At 61.1% G+C, this 22,279-nt stretch carries 16 protein-coding genes; 10 read left to right on the top strand and 6 right to left on the bottom strand.

From position 1 onward, the window contains the following. Positions 1-95: 95 nt before the first annotated feature. A complete protein-coding gene (locus AB4K19_RS16365) occupies positions 96-815 on the top strand; it encodes a TIM barrel protein (RefSeq protein ID WP_375229341.1) in 720 nt (239 codons plus the stop codon). Here the strand turns inward: AB4K19_RS16365 and polA are convergent, their stop codons facing one another. The 4 genes from polA to AB4K19_RS16345 form a co-directional block, all read right to left on the bottom strand. After that, positions 816-3,611: a DNA polymerase I gene (gene polA, locus AB4K19_RS16360; protein WP_436398328.1), complete on the bottom strand. Its 2,796-nt coding sequence runs from the start codon at positions 3,609-3,611 to the stop codon at positions 816-818. Between the two features lie 79 nt (positions 3,612-3,690). Continuing rightward, the gene (locus AB4K19_RS16355; RefSeq protein ID WP_436398327.1) at positions 3,691-4,146 is read right to left on the bottom strand and encodes a hypothetical protein; all 456 of its coding nucleotides are present in this window, start codon (positions 4,144-4,146) and stop codon (positions 3,691-3,693) included. A 58-nt stretch (positions 4,147-4,204) separates the two neighbouring features. Beyond that, positions 4,205-4,384 carry a zinc-finger domain-containing protein gene (locus AB4K19_RS16350; protein ID WP_375229338.1) on the bottom strand — a complete coding sequence of 60 codons (180 nt, stop codon included), beginning with the start codon at positions 4,382-4,384 and terminating at the stop codon, positions 4,205-4,207. A gap of 80 nt (positions 4,385-4,464) precedes the next feature. Further along, positions 4,465-4,929 carry a DUF1203 domain-containing protein gene (locus AB4K19_RS16345; RefSeq protein WP_375229337.1) on the bottom strand — a complete coding sequence of 155 codons (465 nt, stop codon included), beginning with the start codon at positions 4,927-4,929 and terminating at the stop codon, positions 4,465-4,467. A gap of 121 nt (positions 4,930-5,050) precedes the next feature. On the opposite strand from AB4K19_RS16345, the gene AB4K19_RS16340 reads away from it, so the two are divergent. The 4 genes from AB4K19_RS16340 (at position 5,051) to AB4K19_RS16325 (ending at position 12,047) form a co-directional block, all read left to right on the top strand. Further along, positions 5,051-7,981, top strand: coding sequence for an error-prone DNA polymerase (locus tag AB4K19_RS16340; protein ID WP_436398326.1), 2,931 nt, complete (start codon positions 5,051-5,053; stop codon positions 7,979-7,981). 90 nt (positions 7,982-8,071) lie between these two features. Further along, positions 8,072-9,589: a 2,3-bisphosphoglycerate-independent phosphoglycerate mutase gene (gpmI, locus tag AB4K19_RS16335; protein ID WP_375229336.1), complete on the top strand. Its 1,518-nt coding sequence runs from the start codon at positions 8,072-8,074 to the stop codon at positions 9,587-9,589. After that, the gene (locus AB4K19_RS16330; protein ID WP_375229335.1) at positions 9,574-10,707 is read left to right on the top strand and encodes a murein hydrolase activator EnvC family protein; all 1,134 of its coding nucleotides are present in this window, start codon (positions 9,574-9,576) and stop codon (positions 10,705-10,707) included. Before gpmI ends, AB4K19_RS16330 begins: the two co-directional genes overlap by 16 nt. A 5-nt stretch (positions 10,708-10,712) precedes the next feature. Continuing rightward, the gene (locus tag AB4K19_RS16325; protein ID WP_375229334.1) at positions 10,713-12,047 is read left to right on the top strand and encodes a S41 family peptidase; all 1,335 of its coding nucleotides are present in this window, start codon (positions 10,713-10,715) and stop codon (positions 12,045-12,047) included. A 120-nt stretch (positions 12,048-12,167) separates the two neighbouring features. On the opposite strand, the gene ilvD is transcribed toward AB4K19_RS16325, so the two are convergent. Then, entirely contained in the window at positions 12,168-13,931 is a 1,764-nt protein-coding gene (gene ilvD / locus AB4K19_RS16320) for a dihydroxy-acid dehydratase (protein WP_375229333.1), read from the bottom strand. Positions 13,932-14,143: 212 nt separating this feature from the next. Here ilvD and AB4K19_RS16315 point away from each other — a divergent pair, with 212 nt between their 5' ends. From AB4K19_RS16315 to AB4K19_RS16295, 5 genes are all read left to right on the top strand, one after another. After that, entirely contained in the window at positions 14,144-17,275 is a 3,132-nt protein-coding gene (locus tag AB4K19_RS16315; protein ID WP_436398325.1) for an ABC transporter transmembrane domain-containing protein, read from the top strand. A gap of 5 nt (positions 17,276-17,280) precedes the next feature. After that, positions 17,281-18,177 (top strand): CPBP family intramembrane glutamic endopeptidase, encoded by an 897-nt coding sequence (locus AB4K19_RS16310; RefSeq protein ID WP_375230916.1) that lies wholly within the window; start codon positions 17,281-17,283, stop codon positions 18,175-18,177. A gap of 57 nt (positions 18,178-18,234) precedes the next feature. Beyond that, on the top strand, positions 18,235-19,200 hold the full coding sequence (gene accD, locus AB4K19_RS16305) for an acetyl-CoA carboxylase, carboxyltransferase subunit beta (RefSeq protein ID WP_375229331.1): 966 nt from the start codon (positions 18,235-18,237) through the stop codon (positions 19,198-19,200). Beyond that, positions 19,197-20,471, top strand: coding sequence for a bifunctional folylpolyglutamate synthase/dihydrofolate synthase (locus AB4K19_RS16300; protein WP_375229330.1), 1,275 nt, complete (start codon positions 19,197-19,199; stop codon positions 20,469-20,471). The genes accD and AB4K19_RS16300 overlap by 4 nt, the downstream gene beginning before the upstream one ends. 137 nt (positions 20,472-20,608) lie before the next feature. Beyond that, complete coding sequence (locus AB4K19_RS16295; protein WP_375229329.1) at positions 20,609-21,154, top strand: hypothetical protein; 546 nt, start codon at positions 20,609-20,611, stop codon at positions 21,152-21,154. On the opposite strand, the gene zapE is transcribed toward AB4K19_RS16295, so the two are convergent. Beyond that, positions 21,151-22,209, bottom strand: a complete 1,059-nt coding sequence (gene zapE, locus AB4K19_RS16290) for a cell division protein ZapE (RefSeq protein ID WP_375229328.1) — start codon at positions 22,207-22,209, stop codon at positions 21,151-21,153. The genes AB4K19_RS16295 and zapE overlap by 4 nt on opposite strands. Positions 22,210-22,279 lie beyond the last annotated feature (70 nt).

Raw genomic sequence — 22,279 nt, 5'->3', positions numbered from 1 at the left:
CACTGTCGTTTTTCACCTTGTCTGCTGTGGTTTCGGGCTCTTGGGTCCTTTCAGAACAGTCTCTATTCTGGTGCGCATCGCAACAGGGGGTGACGATGCAGCTTGCGGCAAACCTGGACCGGCTCTGGGCCGATCTGCCTTTTCTTGACCGTGTTGAGGCGGCCGCTGCGGCGGGCCTTTCGGGCGTTGCTGTGCCATTCCCCTATGAGATGCCGGCGCGCGAAACCCAGCTTGCCCTGCTGCGGGCAGGCCTCGGGCTGGTGCAGATTACAGTGCCGCCGCCAAACTATACCGGCGGTGACCGTGGTTTTGCAGCAGTGCCCGCCAGCGCACAGCGATTCCGGTATGATATGCGGCGCGCGCTGCGCTATGCGCATGAGCTGCGTGTCACGCATCTGCATGTGCTGGGCGGGGTCGCGGCGGGTGATGCGGCGCGCGCCACGCTGGTAGAAAATCTGACGGCTGTTGCAGCGGATCTGCCCGCCAACATAACGCTGACCATTGGTTCAGAAGCCGAGCCGGGGTCGTTCCCGGACAGTACCCAATCCGCAGCAGATGTGGTGCGCGAGGTTGGTGCGGCGCAGATCGGTCTGTCATTGGACCTGCCCGCTGATCCTGGTGGCGCGGAACAGACGCTGAAATCTCATGCGGATGTGCTGAAAACAGTCACTGTTTCGCAGGATCCGGGCGGTTTGAGCGCAGAGTTGCGGGCTGCAGTTGCCGCTGCCGGATACACGGGCCTCGTCATCGCGGCCTGGCCACTGTCGGGGCAGTCTGCCCCTGACCTGACAGGGCTGCAGGGCCTCGCGGGCTGATCAGTGCGCGACGGCCCAGTTGGGGCCTGTGCCCGCATCCACTGTCAGCTTCACATCCAGTTTCACCACCGGGTCGGCGGCGTTTTCCATCACGTCGCGGGCCGCGGTAATCAGCGCGTCCTCTGCCCCCTGATCCACTTCGAAAAGCAGTTCGTCATGCACCTGAAGCAGCATCGCGGCAGGCAGGTTTTCGATAGCCGCCGGCATGCGGATCATGGCGCGCCGGATGACATCCGCCGCCGTGCCCTGGATCGGCGCATTGATCGCGGCGCGCTGGGCGAACCCGGCACGGGGCCCCTTGGCTGCGATCTCGGGCGTGTGGATGCGGCGGCCAAAAAGCGTCTCTACGTACCCGTGTTCTTTGGCAAATGCCTTGGTGTCATCCATGTAAGTCCGGATGCCGGGGAAACGTTCGAAATAGCGGTTGATGAATTCCTGCGCTTCGGCACGCGGGATGCGCAGATTGCGCGCAAGCCCAAAGCCGGAAATGCCGTAGATGACGCCAAAGTTGATGGCTTTGGCCTGACGGCGGATGTCCGGGGTCATTTCGTCGAGTGGCACATCGAACATCTCGGATGCGGTCATCGCATGAATGTCCTGACCGTCCGCAAAGGCCTGTTTCAGCGCGGGAATATCCGCGATATGCGCGAGGATGCGCAGCTCAATCTGGCTGTAGTCGAGGGCGACGAGTGTTCTGCCTTCTTCGGCGACAAAGGCCTCGCGGATGCGGCGGCCTTCCTCGGTTCGGATCGGGATATTCTGCAGGTTAGGGTCTGTTGATGCGAGCCTGCCGGTGGATGCGCCTGCAATGGAATAGGAGGTATGAACCCGGCCTGTTTCCGCGTTGATATGCTCCTGCAGGGCGTCCGTATAGGTCGATTTCAGCTTGCTCAGCTGGCGCCAGTCAAGCACCCGTGCGGGCAGCTCATGCATTGTCGCCAGGTCTTCGAGCACATCGGCCCCGGTGGCCCAGGCGCCGGTCTTGCCCTTTTTGCCGCCTTCGATACCCATTTCATCAAACAGGATTTCGCCCAGTTGTTTGGGCGAGCCTACGTTGAATTTCCGCCCGGCCAGTTCGTAGATTTCGTCCTCCAGGCCCGCCATCTTCTGGCTGAACGCATTCGACATGCGTGAGAGTGTATCCCGGTCCACCTTGATGCCTGAGCGTTCCATACCGGCCAGCACCGGCACCAGTGGGCGTTCCATGGATTCGTAGACGCGCGTGACCTGTGCGCGGTGCAGCATCGGTTTGAAGTGCTGCCAGAGCCGCAGTGTGATTTCCGCATCCTCAGCCGCATAGGGCACGGCATCCTCAAGCGGCACCTTGTCGAAGGTAATTGCGGATTTACCAGAGCCTAACAGGGGTTTTATGGGGATTGGCGTGTGGTTGAGGTAGCGTTCCGACAACGCATCCATGCCATGATTGTGGAGCCCGGCGTGCATCGCATAGGACATCAGCATGGTGTCTTCGATGGGTGCGACAGTCACACCATTCCGGGCAAATATTTTCGCGTCATACTTCATGTTCTGGCCGATCTTGAGGATTGACGGATCCTCAAGAACAGGTTTCAGCAGTTCGAGCGCTTCGTTCAGGGGCATTTGCCCTTCGGCCAGATCGTCCGAGCCGAACAGATCATCACCGCGATGCGCTTTGTGCGTCAGCGGGATATAGCAGGCGCGGCCCGGTTTCACGCAGAGCGAAATGCCGACCAGATCGGCGCGCATTTCGTCGAGGCCGGTGGTTTCGGTATCCACGGCAACCCAGCCGTGTTCATAGATCTCGTCGATCCAGGTCTGCAAAGCAGCTGCATCGCCGACCTTTTCATATCCCGCAGGGTCAAAGGGAACCTCCTCGATCTGCGGCGCATCGGGTGCTGTGGCGGGCGTATCCTCAATGGTCGGCGGTTCGACGCCCAGCTGATCGGCAATGCGTTTGGTGAGGGTGCGGAACTCCATCTTTGCCAGAAACGGCATCAGCATTTCGGGGTCCGGGTCCCGTACTTCGAGATCATCGATCGTGAAGTCCAGCGGCGTGTTTTCGTCGAGCAGCACCAGGCTGCGCGACAGGCGGATCTGTTCCGCGTGATCGATCAGCGTCTGTCGGCGTTTGGGCTGTTTGATTTCCCCCGCGCGTTCCAGAAGTGCGTCGAGATCACCGTATTCATTGATCAGCAAAGCGGCTGTTTTGACGCCGATCCCTGGCGCGCCGGGCACGTTATCGACGGAATCGCCGGCCAAAGCCTGCACATCCACCACGCGTTCAGGGAATACGCCGAACTTCTCAAAAACGCCGTCGCGGTCAATGCGTCGGTTTTTCATCGCGTCCAGCATTTCGACGCCGCCGCCCACCAGCTGCATGAGATCCTTGTCGGAACTGATGATCGTGCAGCGTCCACCGGCTGCACGGGCCTGTACGGCAAGAGTGGCGATGATGTCATCGGCCTCAAAGCCTTCTTTTTCCTTGCAGGCGATGTTGAAGGCTTCGGTCGCCTCACGGGTCAGAGGGATCTGCGGGCGCAGATCTTCGGGCATGGCCTCGCGATTGGCCTTGTACTGGTCATAGAGCTCGTTGCGGAACGTGTGGCTGCCTTTGTCAAAGATGACCGCCACATGTGTTGGCGCGTCCGGTCCGGTGTTTCCTTCGACATACCGGTGCAGCATGTTGCAGAAGCCCGAGACGGCACCGATGGGCAGACCGTCGGATTTCCGGGTCAGGGGCGGCAGCGCGTGATAGGCGCGGAAGATGAACGCTGATCCGTCGATCAGGTGAAGATGATGCCCTTTTCCGAATGCCATGCCCGCCTCCCTCGCTGTTGTCTGCCTTCATGGCGTGACATCGCGGCGAAGTCCAGAATGGGCTGGCGCTGTCGGGCCGTTACCCGAAGATAGAATCCATATTCTGCATGATTCCGATCAGCAGCATGACACCAGCGATGATCATCACCACGGCGAGAAAGACCTGGATAAATACGGCACAGACACTGATCGCCAGACCGTAACCGGCGATGCGCCGGGGTTCGTTGCGGACATAGGCAATCACGGCTGTGATGATGCCCAGCACGCCCGCGGCGGGTGCGGCAACCATCAGAATGCGGTCAATGTCCCAGGCGCGCTGCACGATGGTTGCTTCGGGTTGTTCAAGGCCGAATAATGAACGCCAGGCCGCTGCGCGCATATTGCCTGCGATCTCGCCAATGGCGGTGCCGATGTCCTGTTGTGGCGCAAACGGGCCCGCAAAAACCACCAGGAGGGCGATGAACAAGCCGATCCCGCCCAGTGCGACGGCGGTCAGGGAAAAGGGTGTTGGGCCCTGAGGTCGTTCGATCTGCATGATTCAGCTCCGGTTTTCCGGAGCATACCCGCAAAAAGGGGCGGAATAAGGGCGTGTCTCAGACTTTGCCTTCGAAGTCTTTGTGGATGTATTTGCAGTCGCAATAGCCACATTCGACCCAGCCGGTGTCTTTGGGGATTTGCAGCCAGACACGCGGATGCCCCAGTGCGCCCTCGCCGCCGTCACAGGCGATGCGGTAGCGGTCGACAATCTTTGTTTCAGGCGCTTGCAGGGTCATTGGTGGTTCCTCGGGGTCGCTTGCGTCCCGTTATGACCAAAGCAGGTGTCAGGGGCAAGCCTGTCTGCAGTTTTCCGGGATCATGGGCGGTCGATGCGGAGTTGGTAGCAGTTGTTGCGGGCGGAGCGCACATGCACAAAGGCGACGGCAGGGTCCCGAAAGAGGGCGGTGACTTTGTCGCCAATATGGTCGGCAGGGATAATTTCGCCGGTTCCATAGATGATGCGTTCATCCGGTGAATACCCTTTGACCAGATAATCCGGCGATGTTTTAAGGATCTCCGGGATGTGGTTCCCGTCGGCCTGTGTGCAGGGCGTGGCACAGACAAAGATGGGTCCGGTTTCCGCATAGGGCTGGACTGTGTGGAAGGGCCGGTGTGCGAGAATCAGCATCTCCTTGCCTTCGGGGATCTGCTGCAGGCAGTGACGGCACGGATTGCCCTTGCCGTCCGATATGGCCCGCTCGGGTATCTGCCCGTTGGCGTCCGGCCCGCCTGCCTGCCATTTCCGGACGGTGTCAGTCTCTATTGCGGTGTATCTGTGCATATCAGGCTCCTTTTTCTGCGTCCTGTATGACGCAGGAAGCCGCTGGGAAACGACCCGGATGATGCGCAATCACAAAAGGACTCCAAATGAGAACAAAAGGTGAATATAAGGGTGTCCTACTATGTTTGCCGAACTCAGTATCACATCCAATTTCTCCTTCCTGAAGGGTGCATCCCACCCCGAGGAATATGTCTCCCGTGCTGCGGCGCTGGGGATCGGGGCGCTGGCGGTTGCAGATGAGAATTCGGTGGCCGGCATCGTGCGGGCCCATGCGCGGGCACGCGAGATCGCCCGTCAGGTGCAGGAGCGCCAGGACTGGGATGCCCGGCATGGTCTGACGGGCCCGCCCGCACCAGAGGGGACAGCCGTCAGCCCGGCGCTTTACGTCTGCCCCCGGCTTATTCCGGCCGCAAGGCTCGTGTTCACCGATGCCTGTCCGGTGACCGTCCTGCCGGAAAACCGGGCAGGCTGGGGCACGCTCTGCCGGATACTTTCGGCCGGGCGGTTGCGGGCGGAGAAAGGTTCCTGCGATCTGCAGCTCAGCGATCTGCTGGAGCGGGGCGAGGGGTTGCAGCTCATTCTGTGGCCAGAGGCGCAGAGGGTCCCACGCGGCGCGGGCGGATGGGTGCAAACAGCGCAGACGCTGGCGCGCCGCTTTGCCGGCAAACTGAATATCGGCCTGCATCCATCCTATGACGGGCGGGATGCGGAACGTTTTGCCGCCCTGACAGCAGAGGCAAACCGTCTGGGTCTGCCGACCCTGGCCAGTGCGGCACCGCTGATGCATCACGGGGCCCGCCGCAAGCTGGCGGATGTGGTCACGGCCATCCGCCTGAAACGCCGGGTGGATGATCTGGGGCGTGACGCGCTGCCCAACGGCGAGTCGCGCCTGCGCTCCGCTGCAGAGATGCGGCGCCTGTTCCGGGGGTTTGAGGATGCGGTGGATCGTACAGACACCCTTGCACAGAGACTGAATTTTTCCCTGGACGAACTGCGCTATGAATACCCGCTCGAAGGGACGGAGCATGAAACACCGGCGGAAAGGCTGCGGCGCCTGGCCTATGAGGGGCTTGAGTGGCGATACCCCTCCGGTGCGCCGGAAAAGGTGCACCGGTTGCTGGAACATGAGCTGACGCTCATCGCGAAACTTCGGTACGAGCCCTATTTCCTGACCGTACGGGATATTGTCGCCTTTGCCCGCAGCCGGGATATCCTGTGCCAGGGGCGGGGTTCTGCGGCCAATTCGGTGGTGTGTTACTGCATGGGCATCACCTCGGTCAGTCCGGAGATCGGCACGATGGTCTTTGAGCGTTTCGTGTCCGAGGCGCGGGATGAGCCCCCCGACATCGACGTGGATTTCGAGCATGAGCGCCGCGAGGAGGTGATCCAGCACATCTATGAACGCTACGGGCGGCACCGGGCGGGCCTTTGTGCGACGGTGGTGCATTACCGGGGCAAACGGGCGATCCGCGAGGTGGGCCGCGCCATGGGGCTGACGGAGGATACAATTTCCGCGCTTTCCTCGCAGCTCTGGGGCTTTTTCTCGACCAAAGGTATCGAGGCTGAACGCATGGCCGAGATCGGGCTGGATGCAGGTGACCGGCGACTGCAGCAGACCCTGGCGCTGGTCTATGAGATCAACGGTTTTCCGCGGCACCTCAGTCAGCATGTGGGCGGGTTCGTGATCACCGAAGGGCGGCTTGATGAACTGGTGCCGGTCGAGAATGCCACGATGGAGGGGCGCACCGTCATCTGCTGGGACAAGGATGACATCGAGACGCTGGGCATTCTGAAGGTGGATGTGCTGAGCCTTGGGATGCTGACCTGTATCCGCAAGGCCTTTGATCTGCTGCAGATGCACCACCGGGTGAGCCACACGCTGGCGACGCTGCCGCCCGAGGATCCGGAAGTCTATGACATGCTCTGCCGGGCGGACAGTATCGGTGTTTTCCAGGTCGAGAGCCGCGCGCAGATGAACTTTCTGCCACGGATGAAGCCGCGCAATTTCTACGATCTGGTGATTGAGGTGGCGATCATCCGGCCGGGTCCCATCCAGGGCGATATGGTGCATCCCTATATCCGGCGCCGCAACGGGGAGGAGCCGGTCAGTTTCCCATCAGACGAGCTGGGTGAGGTGCTGGGCAAGACCCTGGGTGTGCCGCTCTTTCAGGAGCAGGCGATGCAGATTGCGATTGTGGGGGCGGGATTCACACCCGATCAGGCGGACCGGCTGCGCCGCTCGCTGGCGACCTTCAAGAAACATGGCAATGTCAGCGAGTTCCGGACACTGTTCCTGCGCGGCATGAAGCGTAAGGGGTACGAAGAGGATTTTGCTGAGCGCTGCTTTTCCCAGATCGAAGGGTTCGGGTCCTATGGGTTTCCGGAGAGTCACGCGGCGAGTTTTGCCCTGCTGGTCTATGCCTCTGCCTGGATCAAATGCCACCATCCGGGGGTTTTTGCCTGTGCGTTGCTGAATGCGCAGCCGATGGGGTTTTATGCGCCCGCGCAGATCGTGCGGGATGCACGCGAGCACGGGGTTGAGGTTCGGCCCATCTGTGTGAATGCCAGTTTCTGGGACAATACAATGGAGCCGGACGGTCAGGGCGGTCTGGCGCTGCGCCTGGGTTTCCGGCAGATCCGCGGGCTGGGTGAGGAGGATGCCAGCTGGCTGACCGCGGCGCGGGGTAATGGCTATCAGTCTGTACGGGATGTCTGGCGGCGCGCAGGTCTGCATCCCGCGATGGTGGCGCGTCTGGCGGAGGCAGATGTCTTTGCCGGTCTGGGTCTGTCGCGGCGCGATGCGCTGTGGGAGGCCAAGGCATTGATGCCCGGCGCGCCACTGCCGCTGTTTGCGGGCGATATTGAAGGGGAGGCCATTGATGAGCCTGCGGCGCTGTTGCCGGAGATGACCGTAGGTGAGGAAGTGGTTGAGGATTATGTGTCGATGCGGCTGACGCTCCGGGCGCATCCGCTGGCGCTGTTACGCCATATGCTGACGCCCGGGCCGTGTGGCGATACCGGGCAGATGAGTGCCTCCGGCGGGGATATTTAAAGCCAGAAGAAGCCGGCCGCCGGGAAATAGGTTCACCCGCGCCGGATCAGACGTTACAAGGCCAGAAACACAAAACGTGGAGACGAGCAGATGAGTGCGCCAAAGCCGGTTGTCCTGTGTATTCTTGATGGCTGGGGCATCAGTGACCGTCGCGAGGGTAATGCACCTTTGCTGGCGGAGACGCCCACTATGGACCGGCTGATGGCGTCCTGTCCGCATGCGACTCTGGTGACCTACGGGCCGGATGTGGGATTGCCGCGCGGGCAGATGGGCAATTCGGAGGTGGGGCACACCAATATCGGGGCGGGCCGGGTCGTGGCGATGGATCTGGGGCAGATTGATCTGGCAATTGAAGAGGGCAGTTTCGCCGAAAACCAGCGCCTTCGGGACTTTATTGCAACTCTGAAGAAGACCGGCGGAACCGCGCATCTGATGGGCGTGGTTTCGGATGGCGGTGTGCATGGGCACATTTCTCATATGATTGCCGCGGCCCGTGCGCTGGCGGATGCAGGGTTGCCGGTCGTGGTGCATGCGCTGACCGACGGACGGGATGTAGCGCCTACCTCGGCTCCGGGGTTTATCGCTGCGCTGGAGGCATCCCTGCCGCCCGGCGTGAGCATCGCCACCGTTACCGGGCGCTATTACGCGATGGACCGGGACAACCGCTGGGACCGGGTTGGAAAGGCCTATGCGGCAATTGTCAGCGGTGAGGGTGCACAGGTGGCAACAGCAGCCAGCGCCGTTGAGGCCGCACATGCGCGCGGAGAAACAGATGAATTCATCGTGGCGTCTGTCATCGGTGGCTATACCGGCGCGCAGGATGGTGACGGTGTTTTCTGTCTGAATTTCCGGGCGGACCGGGCGCGCGAGATCATGGCGGCTGTTGGTGCGGCGGAGTTTGACGGGTTTGACCGTGGCGCGCGCGTTTCCTGGGCGGCGCTGATGGGCATGGCGCAGTATTCCGAAGCGCATTCTGAATACATGACGGTGATGTATCCCAAGCCGGAAATCAAAAACACGCTGGGCGACTGGGTGGCGCAGAAAGGTCTGCGGCAATACCGTCTCGCGGAGACGGAAAAGTACCCGCATGTGACCTTCTTCCTGAATGGGGGCGAGGAGGTTTCCTTTGACGGTGAAGACAGGAAAATGCCCAAATCACCCGATGTGGCGACGTATGATCTGCAGCCTGAGATGTCAGCGGGTGAAGTGACGGATGCACTGGTTGGCGCGATCCGGGAGGGTTACGATCTGATTGTCGTGAACTACGCCAACCCGGACATGGTCGGTCATACCGGCGATCTGGAAGCGGCGATGCGTGCCTGTGAAGCTGTGGATGCCGGTCTGGGCCGGGCGCTTGAGGCGCTTGAGGCGGCGGGTGGTGCGATGATCGTCTGTGCGGATCATGGCAACTGTGACGTGATGATCGATCCTGAGACCGGTGGGCCACATACGGCGCACACGCTGAACCCGGTGCCGGTTGTTGTGGTGGGCGCGCCCGATGGTGCGCAGCTGTCAGACGGACGTCTGGCCGATCTGGCACCGACGCTGCTGCACCTGATGCAGATTGAAAAACCAGATGAGATGACCGGTACATGCCTGCTGTCCTGAAGGGTCTCGTTGTTGCGTTTTGTCTGTTCCCCTTTGTGGGTGCGGCAGACCCGGTCAGTGAGGCGCGGGCTGCGATGGCACGTCTTGAGGCGGCGTCAGATGCGCTGGATGCGGCGGGATCCGGCAGAGAGCGGGTGCGCGCGCTGACCGAGACCATCCGCGCTTTTGAGGATGGGCTTGCTGCTGTGCGCACCGGTCTGAGGGCCGCCACGTCGCGCGAGCAGGCGCTTGGCAGTGATCTGCGCCGTCGCGACAGTGAAATCGCCGCCCTTCTGGTAACATTACGCGGGGTGTCCGCCGGACCGTCGCCTGTGCTGCTGCTGCATCCGGAAGGGCCTGCTGGCAGTGTGCGTGCGGGCATGGTGCTCTCTGGCCTTGTACCTGAACTGAATGCCCGGGCGCTGGCGCTGCGCGAAGACTTTGGCGAACTGCAGCGGTTGCAGAGCCTGCAGGCGGATGCCGAACTGCGTCTGCAGGAAGGTCTGAATGATCTGCAGGCGGCACGAACCCAGCTGAGCCAGGCGATCGCCGATCGCGGAGACCTGCCGCGGCGTTTCACCAATGATCCGGTGCGTGAGGCCATTCTGATCGCCTCGGCGGATACGCTGGACAGTTTCGCCCGGGGTCTTGAACGGATCGCCGTGGATGAAACCGACGATGCCCCGCTGCCGGCCGTTGCACAGAAAGGGGATCTGCCGCTTCCGGTGGGGGGCACGATCACGCGTCGTGCGGGGGAGCCGGATGCTGCAGGCGTTGTGCGCCCGGGGATCATTATCGCAGCGGCCGGGCAGGCCGTTGTCACCGCACCGGTTCCGGCGACCGTGCGTTATGCCGGCCCGCTGCTCGATTTCGGGAACGCGGTCATTATTGAGCCGCAATCGGATGTTCTCATCGTTCTTGCAGGCCTTGAGACGCTTTATGGCAGCGCAGGAGAGGTGGTTGCGGCAGGGGATCCGCTCGGTCTGATGGGCGGTACACCGGCAACAGGGGAAACAGAAGTTTCAACAGATGGTGATGACACTGGCGCACAGCGGCCAGAAACGCTCTATATAGAGGTAAGACAGAACAACACACCTGAGGACCCGAGCCTCTGGTTCCGAACCGATAAGGATGGATAACCGGTATGAAGAAGTTTGCCATGGCCGCGCTGGGCGGCACGCTTGCAGGGGTCCTGGCGACCACGCAGGTCGCAGGCCCGCTGCTGGCGCAGGAATCGCAACGCTCCGGCAGTGTCTATGAGCAGCTGGATCTGTTCGGCGATATTTTCGAGCGGATCCGTGCCCAATACGTCGAAGAGGTCGATCCGGGCGATCTGATTGAGGCCGCGATTGACGGCATGCTCACATCGCTGGATCCGCACTCCAGTTATCTCAGCCCGGATGATGCGGCCCAGATGCGTGTGCAGACACGTGGTGAATTCGGTGGGCTTGGGATCGAAGTGACCCAGGAAGAGGGTTTCGTCAAAGTGGTCTCGCCCATTGATGGCACGCCTGCAGATGAAGCGGGTATGGAAGCCGGCGATTTCATCACCCATGTGGACGGGGAATCGGTGCTGGGTCTGAGCCTCGATGAAGCGGTGACTATGATGCGTGGCCCGGTCGGGTCCGAGATCATCATTACCGTCGTGCGCGAAGGTGAGGCCGAGCCGTTCGATGTCTCCATCATCCGCGACACGATCAAGCTGACAGCTGTCCGGACCCGCACCGAAGGCGACACGGTTGTCCTGCGGGTGACCACCTTTAACGACCAGACCTATACCAATCTGGAATCCGGCCTGCAAAAACAGGTCGAAGAGGCCGGTGGCATGGATGCGATCAACGGCATCGTCGTCGATCTGCGTAACAACCCCGGTGGTCTGCTGACCCAGGCGATCCGCGTATCGGACGCCTTCCTTGAAAAAGGTGAGATCGTCTCCACCCGTGGACGTGAGGTTCAGGATGGTGAGCGGTTCAACGCAACGCCGGGCGACCTTGCAGAGGGCAAGCCCATTGTCGTGCTGATAAACGGTGGATCGGCCTCGGCATCCGAGATTGTGGCCGGTGCGCTGCAGGATCACCGCCGTGCGATTGTTGTCGGCACCAAGAGTTTCGGCAAAGGGTCTGTTCAGACGGTGATGCCCCTGCGCAGTGATGGGGCGATGCGCCTGACCACTGCGCGGTATTATACGCCGTCGGGCCGGTCCATTCAGGCGCTGGGTGTCTCACCTGACATCATCGTGGAACAGCCGCGCCGCCGGCCAAACGAAGAGGCCGAAGCGGAGGACGATCGTCCGTCGCGTTCCGAGGCGGACCTGCGCGGCAGCCTGAACAACGACAGCCTGTCCGAAGACGAGATTGAACAGATCGAGGCGGACCGGGCCAAAGCAGAAGCTGCCGCGGCGCTGCGCGAGGAAGATTATCAGCTCGCCTATGCCATCGACATTCTCAAAGGTCTGTCGGCGATTGGTTCACAGAACTGATCAGCCCGCCTGACGCAAATGAAAATCCCCGCCGGACTTCCGGCGGGGATTTTTTAATGAGCTGTCGCGGGTTGCCCGGAAGCGATCACCCCGCGCGCAGCAGCCGCGGGGCGATCTGCTTCAGAGGTCCATGTAGTCATGGCCCTCTTTTTTGCCGCCCGGGTGTGTCACGGCCCCGAGGTAAGTCGGGCCGACCAGCTGCGCGTATTTCCAAAGCGCCCCGGCACCGTAGATGGTCGGGCGGGCGCCTTTCCAGTTTTCTTTCCGCGTGGCCAGTTCCTCGTCGGTCAGGTCCACGGAAATGGTGCCTTCGATGGCGTTCAGCGTGATCATGTCACCGTTTTCCAGCAGGGCGATGGGCCCGCCATGGGCGGCTTCCGGCCCGACGTGACCCACGCAGAAACCGCGTGTCGCGCCAGAGAAACGGCCATCGGTGATCAGCGCCACCTTTTTACCCATGCCCTGACCGGACAGGGCTGCTGTGGTCGCCAGCATTTCGCGCATGCCGGGGCCGCCTGCCGGACCTTCGTTGCGGATCACAAAGACATCGCCTTCTTCATAGGTACGGTTCTGAACCGCATCAAAGGCGTCCTGTTCGCATTCGAAAACGCGTGCCGGGCCGGTGAACAGCAAGTGCTGGGGTTCCATGCCTGCGATCTTCACAATGGCGCCTTCGGGCGCGAGGTTGCCCTTGAGGCCCACGACACCGCCTGTTTTCGACAGAGGCGTTTCAACCGGATAGATCACGCGACCATCGGCTTCGAGGCTGACCTTGTCGATCTCTTCACCGATGGAATAGCCTGTTGCAGTCATGCAGTCTTCGTGCAGCAGACCGGCCTTGCGGAGCTCCTTGAGCACCACCGGCACACCGCCGCATTCGTACATGTCCTTGGCGACATACTGGCCGCCCGGTTTCAGGTCGACGAAATAGGGTGTGTCGCGGAAAATCTCGCAGACGTCTTCGAGGAAGAAGTCGATGCCCGCCTCATGTGCCATCGCCGGCAGGTGCAGACCCGCGTTGGTGGAGCCGCCCGTGCAGGCCACGATACGCGCCGCGTTTTCCAGCGATTTGCGCGTTACGATATCGCGGGCACGGATGTTTTTCTCGATGAGGTTCATAACCGCGGCACCGGAGGCTTCGGCATAGGCGTCGCGGCTCTCATAGGGCGCAGGGGCACCCGCAGAGTTCGGCAGCGCGAGACCGATGGCCTCAGAAACACAGGCCATGGTATTGGCCGTGAACTGGCCACCACAGGCACCGGCCGACGGGCAGGCCACGCGTTCCAGGATTTCCAGCTCGGCTTCGCTGAGCGTGCCGTTCTGCTGACGGCCGACCGCCTCGAACATGTCCTGAACGGTCAGATCGCGATCCGCGAAATCTTCCGGCACGGGGGCACCGGTGGGTGCGCGGCCCGGCAGGATCGACCCGCCATACAGGAACACCGATGGCACGTTGAGGCGGATCATCGCCATCATCATACCCGGCAGGGATTTGTCGCAGCCCGCCAGACCCACAATCGCGTCATAGCAGTGGCCGCGCATGGTCAGTTCAACCGTGTCGGCAATCGCCTCGCGGGACGCAAGCGAGGAGCGCATGCCCTCGTGGCCCATGGCAATACCGTCGGTCACGGTAATCGTCGTGAACTCCCGCGGGGTGCCGTCTTCGCGTTTTACGCCCATTTTCACGGCCTGAGCCTGGCGGTTGAGCGCGATGTTACACGGAGCGGCTTCGTTCCAGCAGGTGGCCACGCCCACCAGAGGCTGGTGAATTTCCTCGTCAGTCATGCCCATCGCATAATAGTAGGAACGGTGTGGCGCGCGCGCCGGCCCTTCGGTCACGTGACGGCTGGGCAGTTTCGATTTGTCAAAACGCGGTGTGGACATGGATAAGCCTCTCCCTCAGATGAGTCCCGCCCGGAATAGCCATCCGTCCGCGCTGCTGCAAGGCTCCAGCGTTTATTCCTGCACAGGGCTGCACGCGTCTGCGCGCTTGTATTGGCCTGACTGCGCGCCTAAGTTGTCCTTCAGGCAAAACCCGGCTGCTCCTCTGGCGGTCGCGCGCGGCCCGCGAAGCGGACCCTTCTGAAAGCCGGTTTATGGAACCATCTCTTTTTTCATTCATCTGGAAGTTCTCCAAAAAAGAGCAGCTGTTTTTGCTGTTCTTCACGATTTTCACCTTTCCGTTTCTCTACGCGACGCTTGAGCTGCCAAAGCGGATCATCAACGATGCGATCGGTGCCGACAAAGACGTCGTCATGGTCTGGGGTATTGATTTCAGTCAGACCCAGTTTCTGCTGACGCTCTGCGGTCTGTATCTGGGTGCCGTTCTGGTCCACGGGCTGCTGAAGATGCGCCTGAACACGATGAAGGGTGTGCTGGCCGAGCGGCTGCTGCGGCGGTTCCGGTACCAGCTGATCGGGCGGATGATGCGCTTCCCGCGCGCCTATTTCCGGTCAACCAGCCAGGGTGAGCTGGTCTCTATGGTGACCTCCGAGGCGGAGCCGATGGGCGGGCTGATGGGGGATGCTGTGGCTCAGCCGGTTTTCCAGGCCGGTCAGATGCTGATTATTGTGGTGTTTCTTTTTGCGCAGAGCATCTGGTTCGGCCTCGCAGGGATCGCGCTCATACCGCTGCAGGCCTGGCTTATTCCGATGCTCCAGCGGCAGATCAACCTGCTGAACAAAAAACGCATCGTGGAAGTGCGGCAGCTGGCGGCCGAAATCGGCGAAACGGCGGCCGGCATCACTGATCTTCGCACAAACGGCGGCTGGCGGTTCCGGCTGGCCGGGTTCACCAGCCGGCTGGGCAAGCTTTTTGAGATCCGGTTCCAGATCTACCAGAAGAAATTCTTCATGAAGTTTCTCAATAACTTCATCACCCAGCTGACGCCTTTTTTCTTCTATTCGGTGGGCGGCATTCTGGCCATCCGCGGAGAGATCACAGTGGGTGCGCTGGTCGCGGCACTGGCAGCCTACAAGGATCTTTCCAGCCCGTGGAAGGAACTGCTGACCTACTACAACCAGGTGCAGGATATGTCTCTGCGCTGGGAGATCGTCACAGAACGGTTTGCGCCATCGGGCATGATTGACGAGGGCCTGTTTGAAGGTGAGCCCGCAGAGATGCCGCACCTGGATGGTGCAATCTCGATCCACAATGTCACCGTCCGGAATGCGGACGGCAACGCGGTCCTTGAGAATATCGATCTTGAGATTCCCGCCGGCGCGCGCGTGGCAATTAAAGCCTCAAGTCAGGTCGAGCGCACTGCCATGGCAGAACTGCTGACGCGGGAAGTGATGCCGGCGCGTGGCAGCGTGACCATCGCGGGACATGAACTTTCAGAGTTGCACCAGGCCGTGGTGGCAGCGCGGATCGGTTATGCCCACTCGCGACCCTACCTCTTTGACGGCACGTTGGGGGACAACCTGCTGATGCCGCTGAAATCCAGCCCGAAGACCGTGTTGTGGGATCCCGACAGAAAAGACCGGCATGCCATGGAAGCCGCCCGCTCCGGCAACAGCCCCGACAGCCTGAAGGCCGAATGGCTTGATCCGGGGATCGCAGGTCTGAATTCGGCAGAGGAAATCCGGGGCTGGTGGTTCCAGCTGGTTGAGGCGATGGGCCTTGATGAGTTTATGTTCCGCCGGATGCTTGGTGCGCGCATGGATCCGGTCGACCATCCTGATCTGGCGTCCCGTCTTGTTGCACTGCGCGACGAGGTTCATGAGCTGCTCGTGGAGCGTGGCCTCGATTCAGTTGTGCACCGCTTTCATCCTGATGAATTCAACCCGTCGATCCCGCTTGGCGGTAACCTGATGTTTGCTGCACCCAAGCGCGACATCAGTCAGGAAGGTCTGGCTGCCGAGCATGATTTCCTGTCGCTGATCATTGAACTGGGGCTTGCGGAACAGGGTATTGCGATCTCGCAGACCCTCATCGAAACGCTGCACCAGACCTTTGGCATGGACGGCACGGGACATCCGCTGTTCACCGCACTTGGTATCGAAGACACCCTTTACGAACGTCTCGTCGATATCGCGGCACGCCGCCAGGACAAGGGTGATCAGGCGCTGACCGAAGAGGAGTTTGCGCTGCTGCTGACGGTGCCCTTCGCGTTCAGTGCAGAACAGATCGGACCGGCTTTCCCCGAGGCGTTCAAACAGGAAATTCTTGAAATCCGCCGTGCCAAGAGCGAAGAAATGCGCGCGCGGGCGCAAAGCCTGTTTGTCCCGATCACACCGGACAACTACCTGCCGCGCCTGTCGATTATGGAAAACGTGCTTTACGGCAAAATCTCTGCCGTGGCCGGTGTTCAGGGAGAGCTCGTCGAGGATGTGGTGGCCGAAGTGCTCACCCGACACGAGCTCAAACGCTTTGTTGCGGAGACTATCCTGGACGTGCCGACAGGCCTTGGAGGGGCAAACCTAGCGTCAGTCTTCCAGGAGCGTGCTGCGTTCAGCCGTGCCGGGATCAAACGTCCGGACATTCTGATTCTGGATACTGTGCTGGCCAGTCATGACGCCGAAACGCGCAGCAAAACACGCAGCCGTCTGCAGGAACTGCTGCCGAAAACCACGCTGATTTTCCTTGAGGAGAAATTTGCCAACCCGCAGGCTTATGACATCTACGTCGAAATCCAGAACGGCCGCATTGACGGTGATACGTCGATGGAAACCCGCGAAGAAAGCGACACCGGTTCCGATGACCTGCGTCGCAAAATCCGCGCGATTTCACGGACCGAACTCTTTGCCAGTCTGGATGCCCGCAGCCAGCGTCTGCTCGCTTTCTCTGCGACCTGGTACAATGCCAAAGAAGGCAAACGTATTTTCGCGATGGGTGAAAAACCGGATGCTGCGTATCTGTGTCTCTCCGGTCGCGGGATGATGAGCTACCGCGATGACGATGGCGTTTCACGGGATGTGACGGCGGTGGAGCCCGGGCGGCTGATCGGGGACCTCGCGATTATCCTCAACGAGCCGCGGCAGCTGGACCTGACGGCCACCGAGGATTCGCAGTTCCTGCGCATCGGCGCAAAAGAATTCCGCTCGGTCATAGAGAATGACACAGGTGTTCTGATGCAGCTGCTGCATACCGTGGCCGAACACCTGACCGGTGCTGCCGAGCTGCTGCGCGAAGCGCGCGTCAATGTGCGGGATCGTGCCGTCGAACTGACCGCCGAAGCCGAAGAAGAGGCGAGACAGGCATCCGAAACTGAGAAGGCGGGCGACTGAACGTGCTGAACCGCCAGGATTACCGCGCGTATGATGCGCTGATCGAGCCTGTGCGCCGGACCGCCCAGGTGTGGCGCCTTCTGATGGGGCTCATTCTGGTCGCCGGTGTCTATCTGCTGTGCAATCAGATGTTCTTTCAGTTCCTCGGCACCATGCTGGGCCCGGGTGCCCTTGATTTCTTTGTCTCGGCGTCCGGCGGGAACTCCCCTGTGCGTATGCTCGTTCTGCTGGGCACATTTGGCTTTATGACGCTGGGCGTCGCTGTGGCTGTCCGGGTTGCCCACAGCCGTGGCATCACCAGCGTGTTCGGCGATTTTCGTGAAACCAGGCGGCAGTTTCTTGATGTGCTGATCGTTCTGGTGGTGCTGAATGCTGCGATTTTCGTGCTGCCGCCGTGGGGCATGGGCGGCGATCTCGTACCCAATCTGGATTTCGGCACCTGGATGCTCTTGCTGCCGCTGTCAGCAGGCGCGGTGCTGGTGCAGGTCAGCGCCGAGGAAATCCTCTTTCGCGGCTATATCCAGCAACAGCTGGCTGCCCGGTTCCGCGCACGGGCCATCTGGCTTCTGGTGCCTGCGCTGTTGTTTGGTCTGGGGCACTACATGCCGCTCGAAGCGGGGCCTAATGCGACGCTGATTGCGCTTTGGGCGGTGATGTTCGGCGTGCTTATGGCGGATCTCACCGCACGCTCGGGCACTCTGGGTCCGGCGATTGCGGTGCATTTTGTCAACAACTTTGCAGCACTTCTGCTGATTTCGCTGCCGGACACTCTGTCGGGTCTGTCGCTTTACGTGACACCCTTTTCGATGGAGGATTCCGATACGCTGCGGGCATGGCTGCCGGTGGATTTTGCCCTGATGTTTATCAGCTGGCTCGGCGCACGCCTTGCGCTTCGCCGCTGATTGCACTTTCTGCGGCGCGGTCTTATTTAGGGGTCTGAGAGTAACAGGGGTGGCCGTATGAACTGGATCACGAACTATGTCCGGCCGAGGATCAATTCGATCTTCTCGCGCCGCGAAACGCCGGACAATCTGTGGACCAAGTGCCCTGAGTGCGGAACGATGCTGTTTCACCGCGAAGTGGCAGACAATCTGAACGTCTGTTCCAACTGTGATCACCACATGCACATCACAGCGCGTGACCGGTTTACCGCGCTTTTTGACGGCGGGGTCTTTACGGAGGTTGAGGTCACAGCACCCGTTGCCGACCCGCTGAGTTTCCGTGACCAGAAACGTTACCCGGACCGGCTGAAGGCCGCACAGAAGCAGACCTCTGAGAAAGAGGCGATGCTGGTTGCGCGTGGTGAAATCGGCCGGACGCCGATCGTCGCTGCCGCGCAGGACTTTTCCTTCATGGCCGGATCGATGGGCATGTATGTCGGCAACGCCATCATTGCCGCAGCCGAAGAAGCGGTGAAGCTCGAACGTCCGCTGATCCTGTTTTCCGCGGCAGGTGGTGCCCGCATGCAGGAAGGCATTCTGTCCCTGATGCAGATGCCGCGCACCACAGTGGCGGTGCAGATGCTCAAGGAAGCCGGTCTGCCGTACATCGTCGTGCTGACCCATCCGACGACCGGCGGCGTGACCGCAAGCTATGCGATGCTGGGTGATGTGCATATTGCCGAACCCAATGCCCTGATCTGTTTCGCCGGGCCACGGGTGATCGAACAGACGATCCGTGAAAAACTGCCCGAAGGGTTCCAGCGCGCGGAATATCTGCTGGATCATGGCATGCTGGACCGGGTCACGCACCGCGGAAAGATGCGTGAAGAGCTGATCACCATCACCCGCATGCTGCTGGGCATGCCGCCCCCTGTCCGGGGTGATCTGCCGGCGCCTGATCCGGATCAGGAAGCCGCCGCCGAAGCTGCAGAAGCAGTTATTGCGGAGGCTGAAGCAGAGCCGCAGGACCCGCCAAAGAAATGACCGCGCTGACATCGGATGTCATCCTTGAGAGGATGATGGCGCTGCATCCCAAAGTGATTGATCTGACGCTGGACCGTGTCTGGCGACTGCTTGATGCGCTTGGAAATCCGCAAAACGATCTGCCCCCGGTCATTCACCTTGCCGGGACCAATGGCAAAGGATCCACTCAGGCGATGATCCGTGCGGGGCTTGAGGCTGCGGGCCATCGGGTCCACGCCTACACAAGTCCGCATCTGGCACGGTTTCATGAACGTATCCGCGTTGCCGGAGAGCTGATCCCCGAAGAGGATCTGACAGCAGTTCTGGATGAATGCTATGCGGCGAACGGTGGCGCCGACATTACTTATTTCGAGATCACAACCTGTGCGGCGCTTCTCGCGTTTGCGCGTACGCCTGCGGACTATACCCTGCTGGAGGTTGGTCTCGGTGGCAGGCTGGACGCGACAAACGTTGTGGACAAACCGGTTGTGACGGTGATCACACCGGTGTCGCTGGATCATCAGCAGTTTCTGGGGGACACGGTCGGTCAGATTGCCGGTGAAAAGGCGGGCATCATCAAGCGCGGTGTACCCTGTGTTGTCTCACGCCAGGCCGACGACGGCATGGATGTGATTGAGGCGACTGCGAACCGGCTGGGTGCGCCGCTGCTGGCTTATGGACAGCACTGGCATGCCGCCTCCGAACGCGACGGGATGGTTTTCCAGGATGAAAATGGTTTGCTTGATCTGCCGCTGCCGGTTCTGCCTGGCACACATCAGATCATGAATGCGGGTGCTGCGCTCACCGTGCTCAGGCACCTTGGGGTGCCGGCTGCTGCCTGCGAGGCTGCGATCACGAAAGCCAGCTGGCCCGCGCGGATGCAGCGGCTCAGGAACGGGCCGCTGGTGGAGGCCGCCGGGTCTGCGGAGCTCTGGCTCGATGGCGGGCATAATCCTGCGGCTGGTGAGGCGCTGGCACAGCATCTGGGAACGCTGCCTGAGCGCCCCACGTGGCTCATCTGCGGCATGCTCAACACAAAGGATATCGGCGGGTATATGCGCCCGGTTGCGCGCGCCGCCGACGGGCTGGTGGCCGTATCGATCCCGGGCGAGGCGAACACGCTGCCCGCGGAAACCACGGCCGATGCGGCACAGGCGGCGGGTCTGACGGCCGGTGTCGCAGCTGATGTGCACGCAGCTGTAGAGCAGATTACAGCACATACACCACATGCGCGAATACTGATCTGCGGGTCCCTCTATCTGGCCGGAAATGTCCTGCGCGACAACGGCTGAGTGAGTCCTTTTAGCCACAAAATGTAGTTCCCGCATGGCGATATTGACCCTGTGCGAATCAGGCGTCTATATCTTGCTCGCCTGGGTCTGCGGCATTTCTCGCAGGGCGGGAAATGTGCCTGTGGGGGGTACCATTCATGTGGTCTGAAAGCCGGACATTTCGGTCGGCGCGCGGTTTTTCGCGCGGGTCGTTTCGGCCTGCTGTATCGCGGCGGCGCTGGTTTGCCGGGCTGGCGCTGGCTGCCGGTCTGACACTGGTCGCAGGCGCAGGCGTGATTGCTCTGCCGGACGCGCAGGGTGGGGCGGCTGTGACGCGCGCGGATGTATCGCTCCTGACGATTGAAGCGCCGCCTGCGCTTGCCGCGCCACAACTGTCACCGGTGAGCCACCGGATATCGCGCCCTCTGCGGCTGACCGACAGGGATGCCGGGGCACATGATCTGAACACCCGAGTGCGCAATGTACTTTCGAGCTTTGGCCATGTCGCTGCTGCTGACGACCGCCTGCATACTCTTCTGGTGCGCATGCTCGCGGCCCGGCAGAGTGACGCATACATCCACGCGGCTGTAGCCGGGGGGCACCGGGACGGTGCATTTACCCTGCCGGAAACACTTTTGATGCCTGATGGTCAGCCGGATACGACGCGTCTGTTGGCCGCGTTTCTGGATGACGCGCGCGGTTAGCGACCCCAGCCTTCGGACTGCATTTCCCGCAGACGCGATGCCGTGCGTTCAAATTCGAAGGTTCCCTCGCCCTCGACATAGAGCATTTCGGGTTTTGCCGCCGCCGAGCAGATCAGTCGTACGCGCGCCTCATACAGGGCATCGATCAGCGTAACGAAACGCTTTGCTTCGTTGAAATTGTTGCGCGACAGCGTCGGGATATCATCCAGCACCAGAACCCGGATGGCATCAGCCAGCGCGAGATAGTCCGCGGGGCCAAGATGCCGGCCACACAAATCGTGAAACCGGGCGCGGGCCACACCGTTGCGAAAGCCGGGTATTTCCACCTCACGCCCTTTGACGCGCAGGATCAGCGGTGCCGCCGGTCCGCCGGTCAGGTCTTCCCACACGGCGTTCATGGCGGCGCGGCTCTCACTGTTGACCGGTGTGAAATAGACCTGCTGCCCACCCAGCCTGTCCTGGCGGTAGTCTGTCGGACTGACCAGTTCGTGGACCACCATTTTCTCGCCGATCAGGGCAATAAAGGGCAAAAAGAGGTCCCGGTTCAGGCCGTCCTTGTACAGGTCATCGGGAATGCGGTTCGAGGTTGTCACAACAACCACGCCGGCCGCAAACAGCGCTTCGAAGAGGCGTCCGACGATCATGGCGTCGGTGATGTCCGTGATCTGCATCTCGTCAAAGGCAAGCAGACGCACCGATGCAGCAACTTCTGCGGCAACCGGTGCAATGGCATCCTCGACACCTGTTTTCCGGGCCTCGTGCATGGCGGCATGGATTTCCTGCATGAAAGCGTGGAAATGCACGCGGCGCGCAGGCACGTCGCCCAGGTGATCCACAAAGAAATCCATCAGCATGGATTTTCCGCGACCCACACCGCCCCAAAGGTAGAGCCCCTTTGGCGGCTCCGGTGCCTTGCGGAAGAAACCTTTTTTCACCGGGGCTGCGAGTGCTGTCCGGATCCGTTCGAACTCGGGCAGCACGGCGATCTGTGCCGGATCCGGCTGCAGCGAACCGTCGTCTGTCATGCGCGTGTAAAGGTCGAGCAGGGTATCCATATCTCCGGCATATCCTGCGCGCCGCGCCGGGAAAAGAGGCAGGCCGCATAACGGTTTGTGATGGATGCGT

This window comes from Roseobacter phycocola (genome assembly GCF_042055075.2).
Lineage (GTDB): Bacteria > Pseudomonadota > Alphaproteobacteria > Rhodobacterales > Rhodobacteraceae > Roseobacter.
Note: the sequence above shows the minus strand (reverse complement) of the source record. Positions and strands in the feature narration are given on the sequence as shown.

Bases quoted from the DNA above. Each gene is read 5' to 3' on its own strand.
- AB4K19_RS16365 (WP_375229341.1), top strand. From the start codon at position 96: ATGCAGCTTGCGGCAAACCTGGACCGGCTCTGGGCCGATCTGCCTTTT.
- polA (WP_436398328.1), bottom strand. From the start codon at position 3,611: ATGGCATTCGGAAAAGGGCATCATCTTCACCTGATCGACGGATCAGCG.
- AB4K19_RS16355 (WP_436398327.1), bottom strand. From the start codon at position 4,146: ATGCAGATCGAACGACCTCAGGGCCCAACACCCTTTTCCCTGACCGCC.
- AB4K19_RS16350 (WP_375229338.1), bottom strand. From the start codon at position 4,384: ATGACCCTGCAAGCGCCTGAAACAAAGATTGTCGACCGCTACCGCATC.
- AB4K19_RS16345 (WP_375229337.1), bottom strand. From the start codon at position 4,929: ATGCACAGATACACCGCAATAGAGACTGACACCGTCCGGAAATGGCAG.
- AB4K19_RS16340 (WP_436398326.1), top strand. From the start codon at position 5,051: ATGTTTGCCGAACTCAGTATCACATCCAATTTCTCCTTCCTGAAGGGT.
- gpmI (WP_375229336.1), top strand. From the start codon at position 8,072: ATGAGTGCGCCAAAGCCGGTTGTCCTGTGTATTCTTGATGGCTGGGGC.
- AB4K19_RS16330 (WP_375229335.1), top strand. From the start codon at position 9,574: ATGCCTGCTGTCCTGAAGGGTCTCGTTGTTGCGTTTTGTCTGTTCCCC.
- AB4K19_RS16325 (WP_375229334.1), top strand. From the start codon at position 10,713: ATGAAGAAGTTTGCCATGGCCGCGCTGGGCGGCACGCTTGCAGGGGTC.
- ilvD (WP_375229333.1), bottom strand. From the start codon at position 13,931: ATGTCCACACCGCGTTTTGACAAATCGAAACTGCCCAGCCGTCACGTG.
- AB4K19_RS16315 (WP_436398325.1), top strand. From the start codon at position 14,144: ATGGAACCATCTCTTTTTTCATTCATCTGGAAGTTCTCCAAAAAAGAG.
- accD (WP_375229331.1), top strand. From the start codon at position 18,235: ATGAACTGGATCACGAACTATGTCCGGCCGAGGATCAATTCGATCTTC.
- AB4K19_RS16300 (WP_375229330.1), top strand. From the start codon at position 19,197: ATGACCGCGCTGACATCGGATGTCATCCTTGAGAGGATGATGGCGCTG.
- AB4K19_RS16295 (WP_375229329.1), top strand. From the start codon at position 20,609: ATGTGGTCTGAAAGCCGGACATTTCGGTCGGCGCGCGGTTTTTCGCGC.
- zapE (WP_375229328.1), bottom strand. From the start codon at position 22,209: ATGGATACCCTGCTCGACCTTTACACGCGCATGACAGACGACGGTTCG.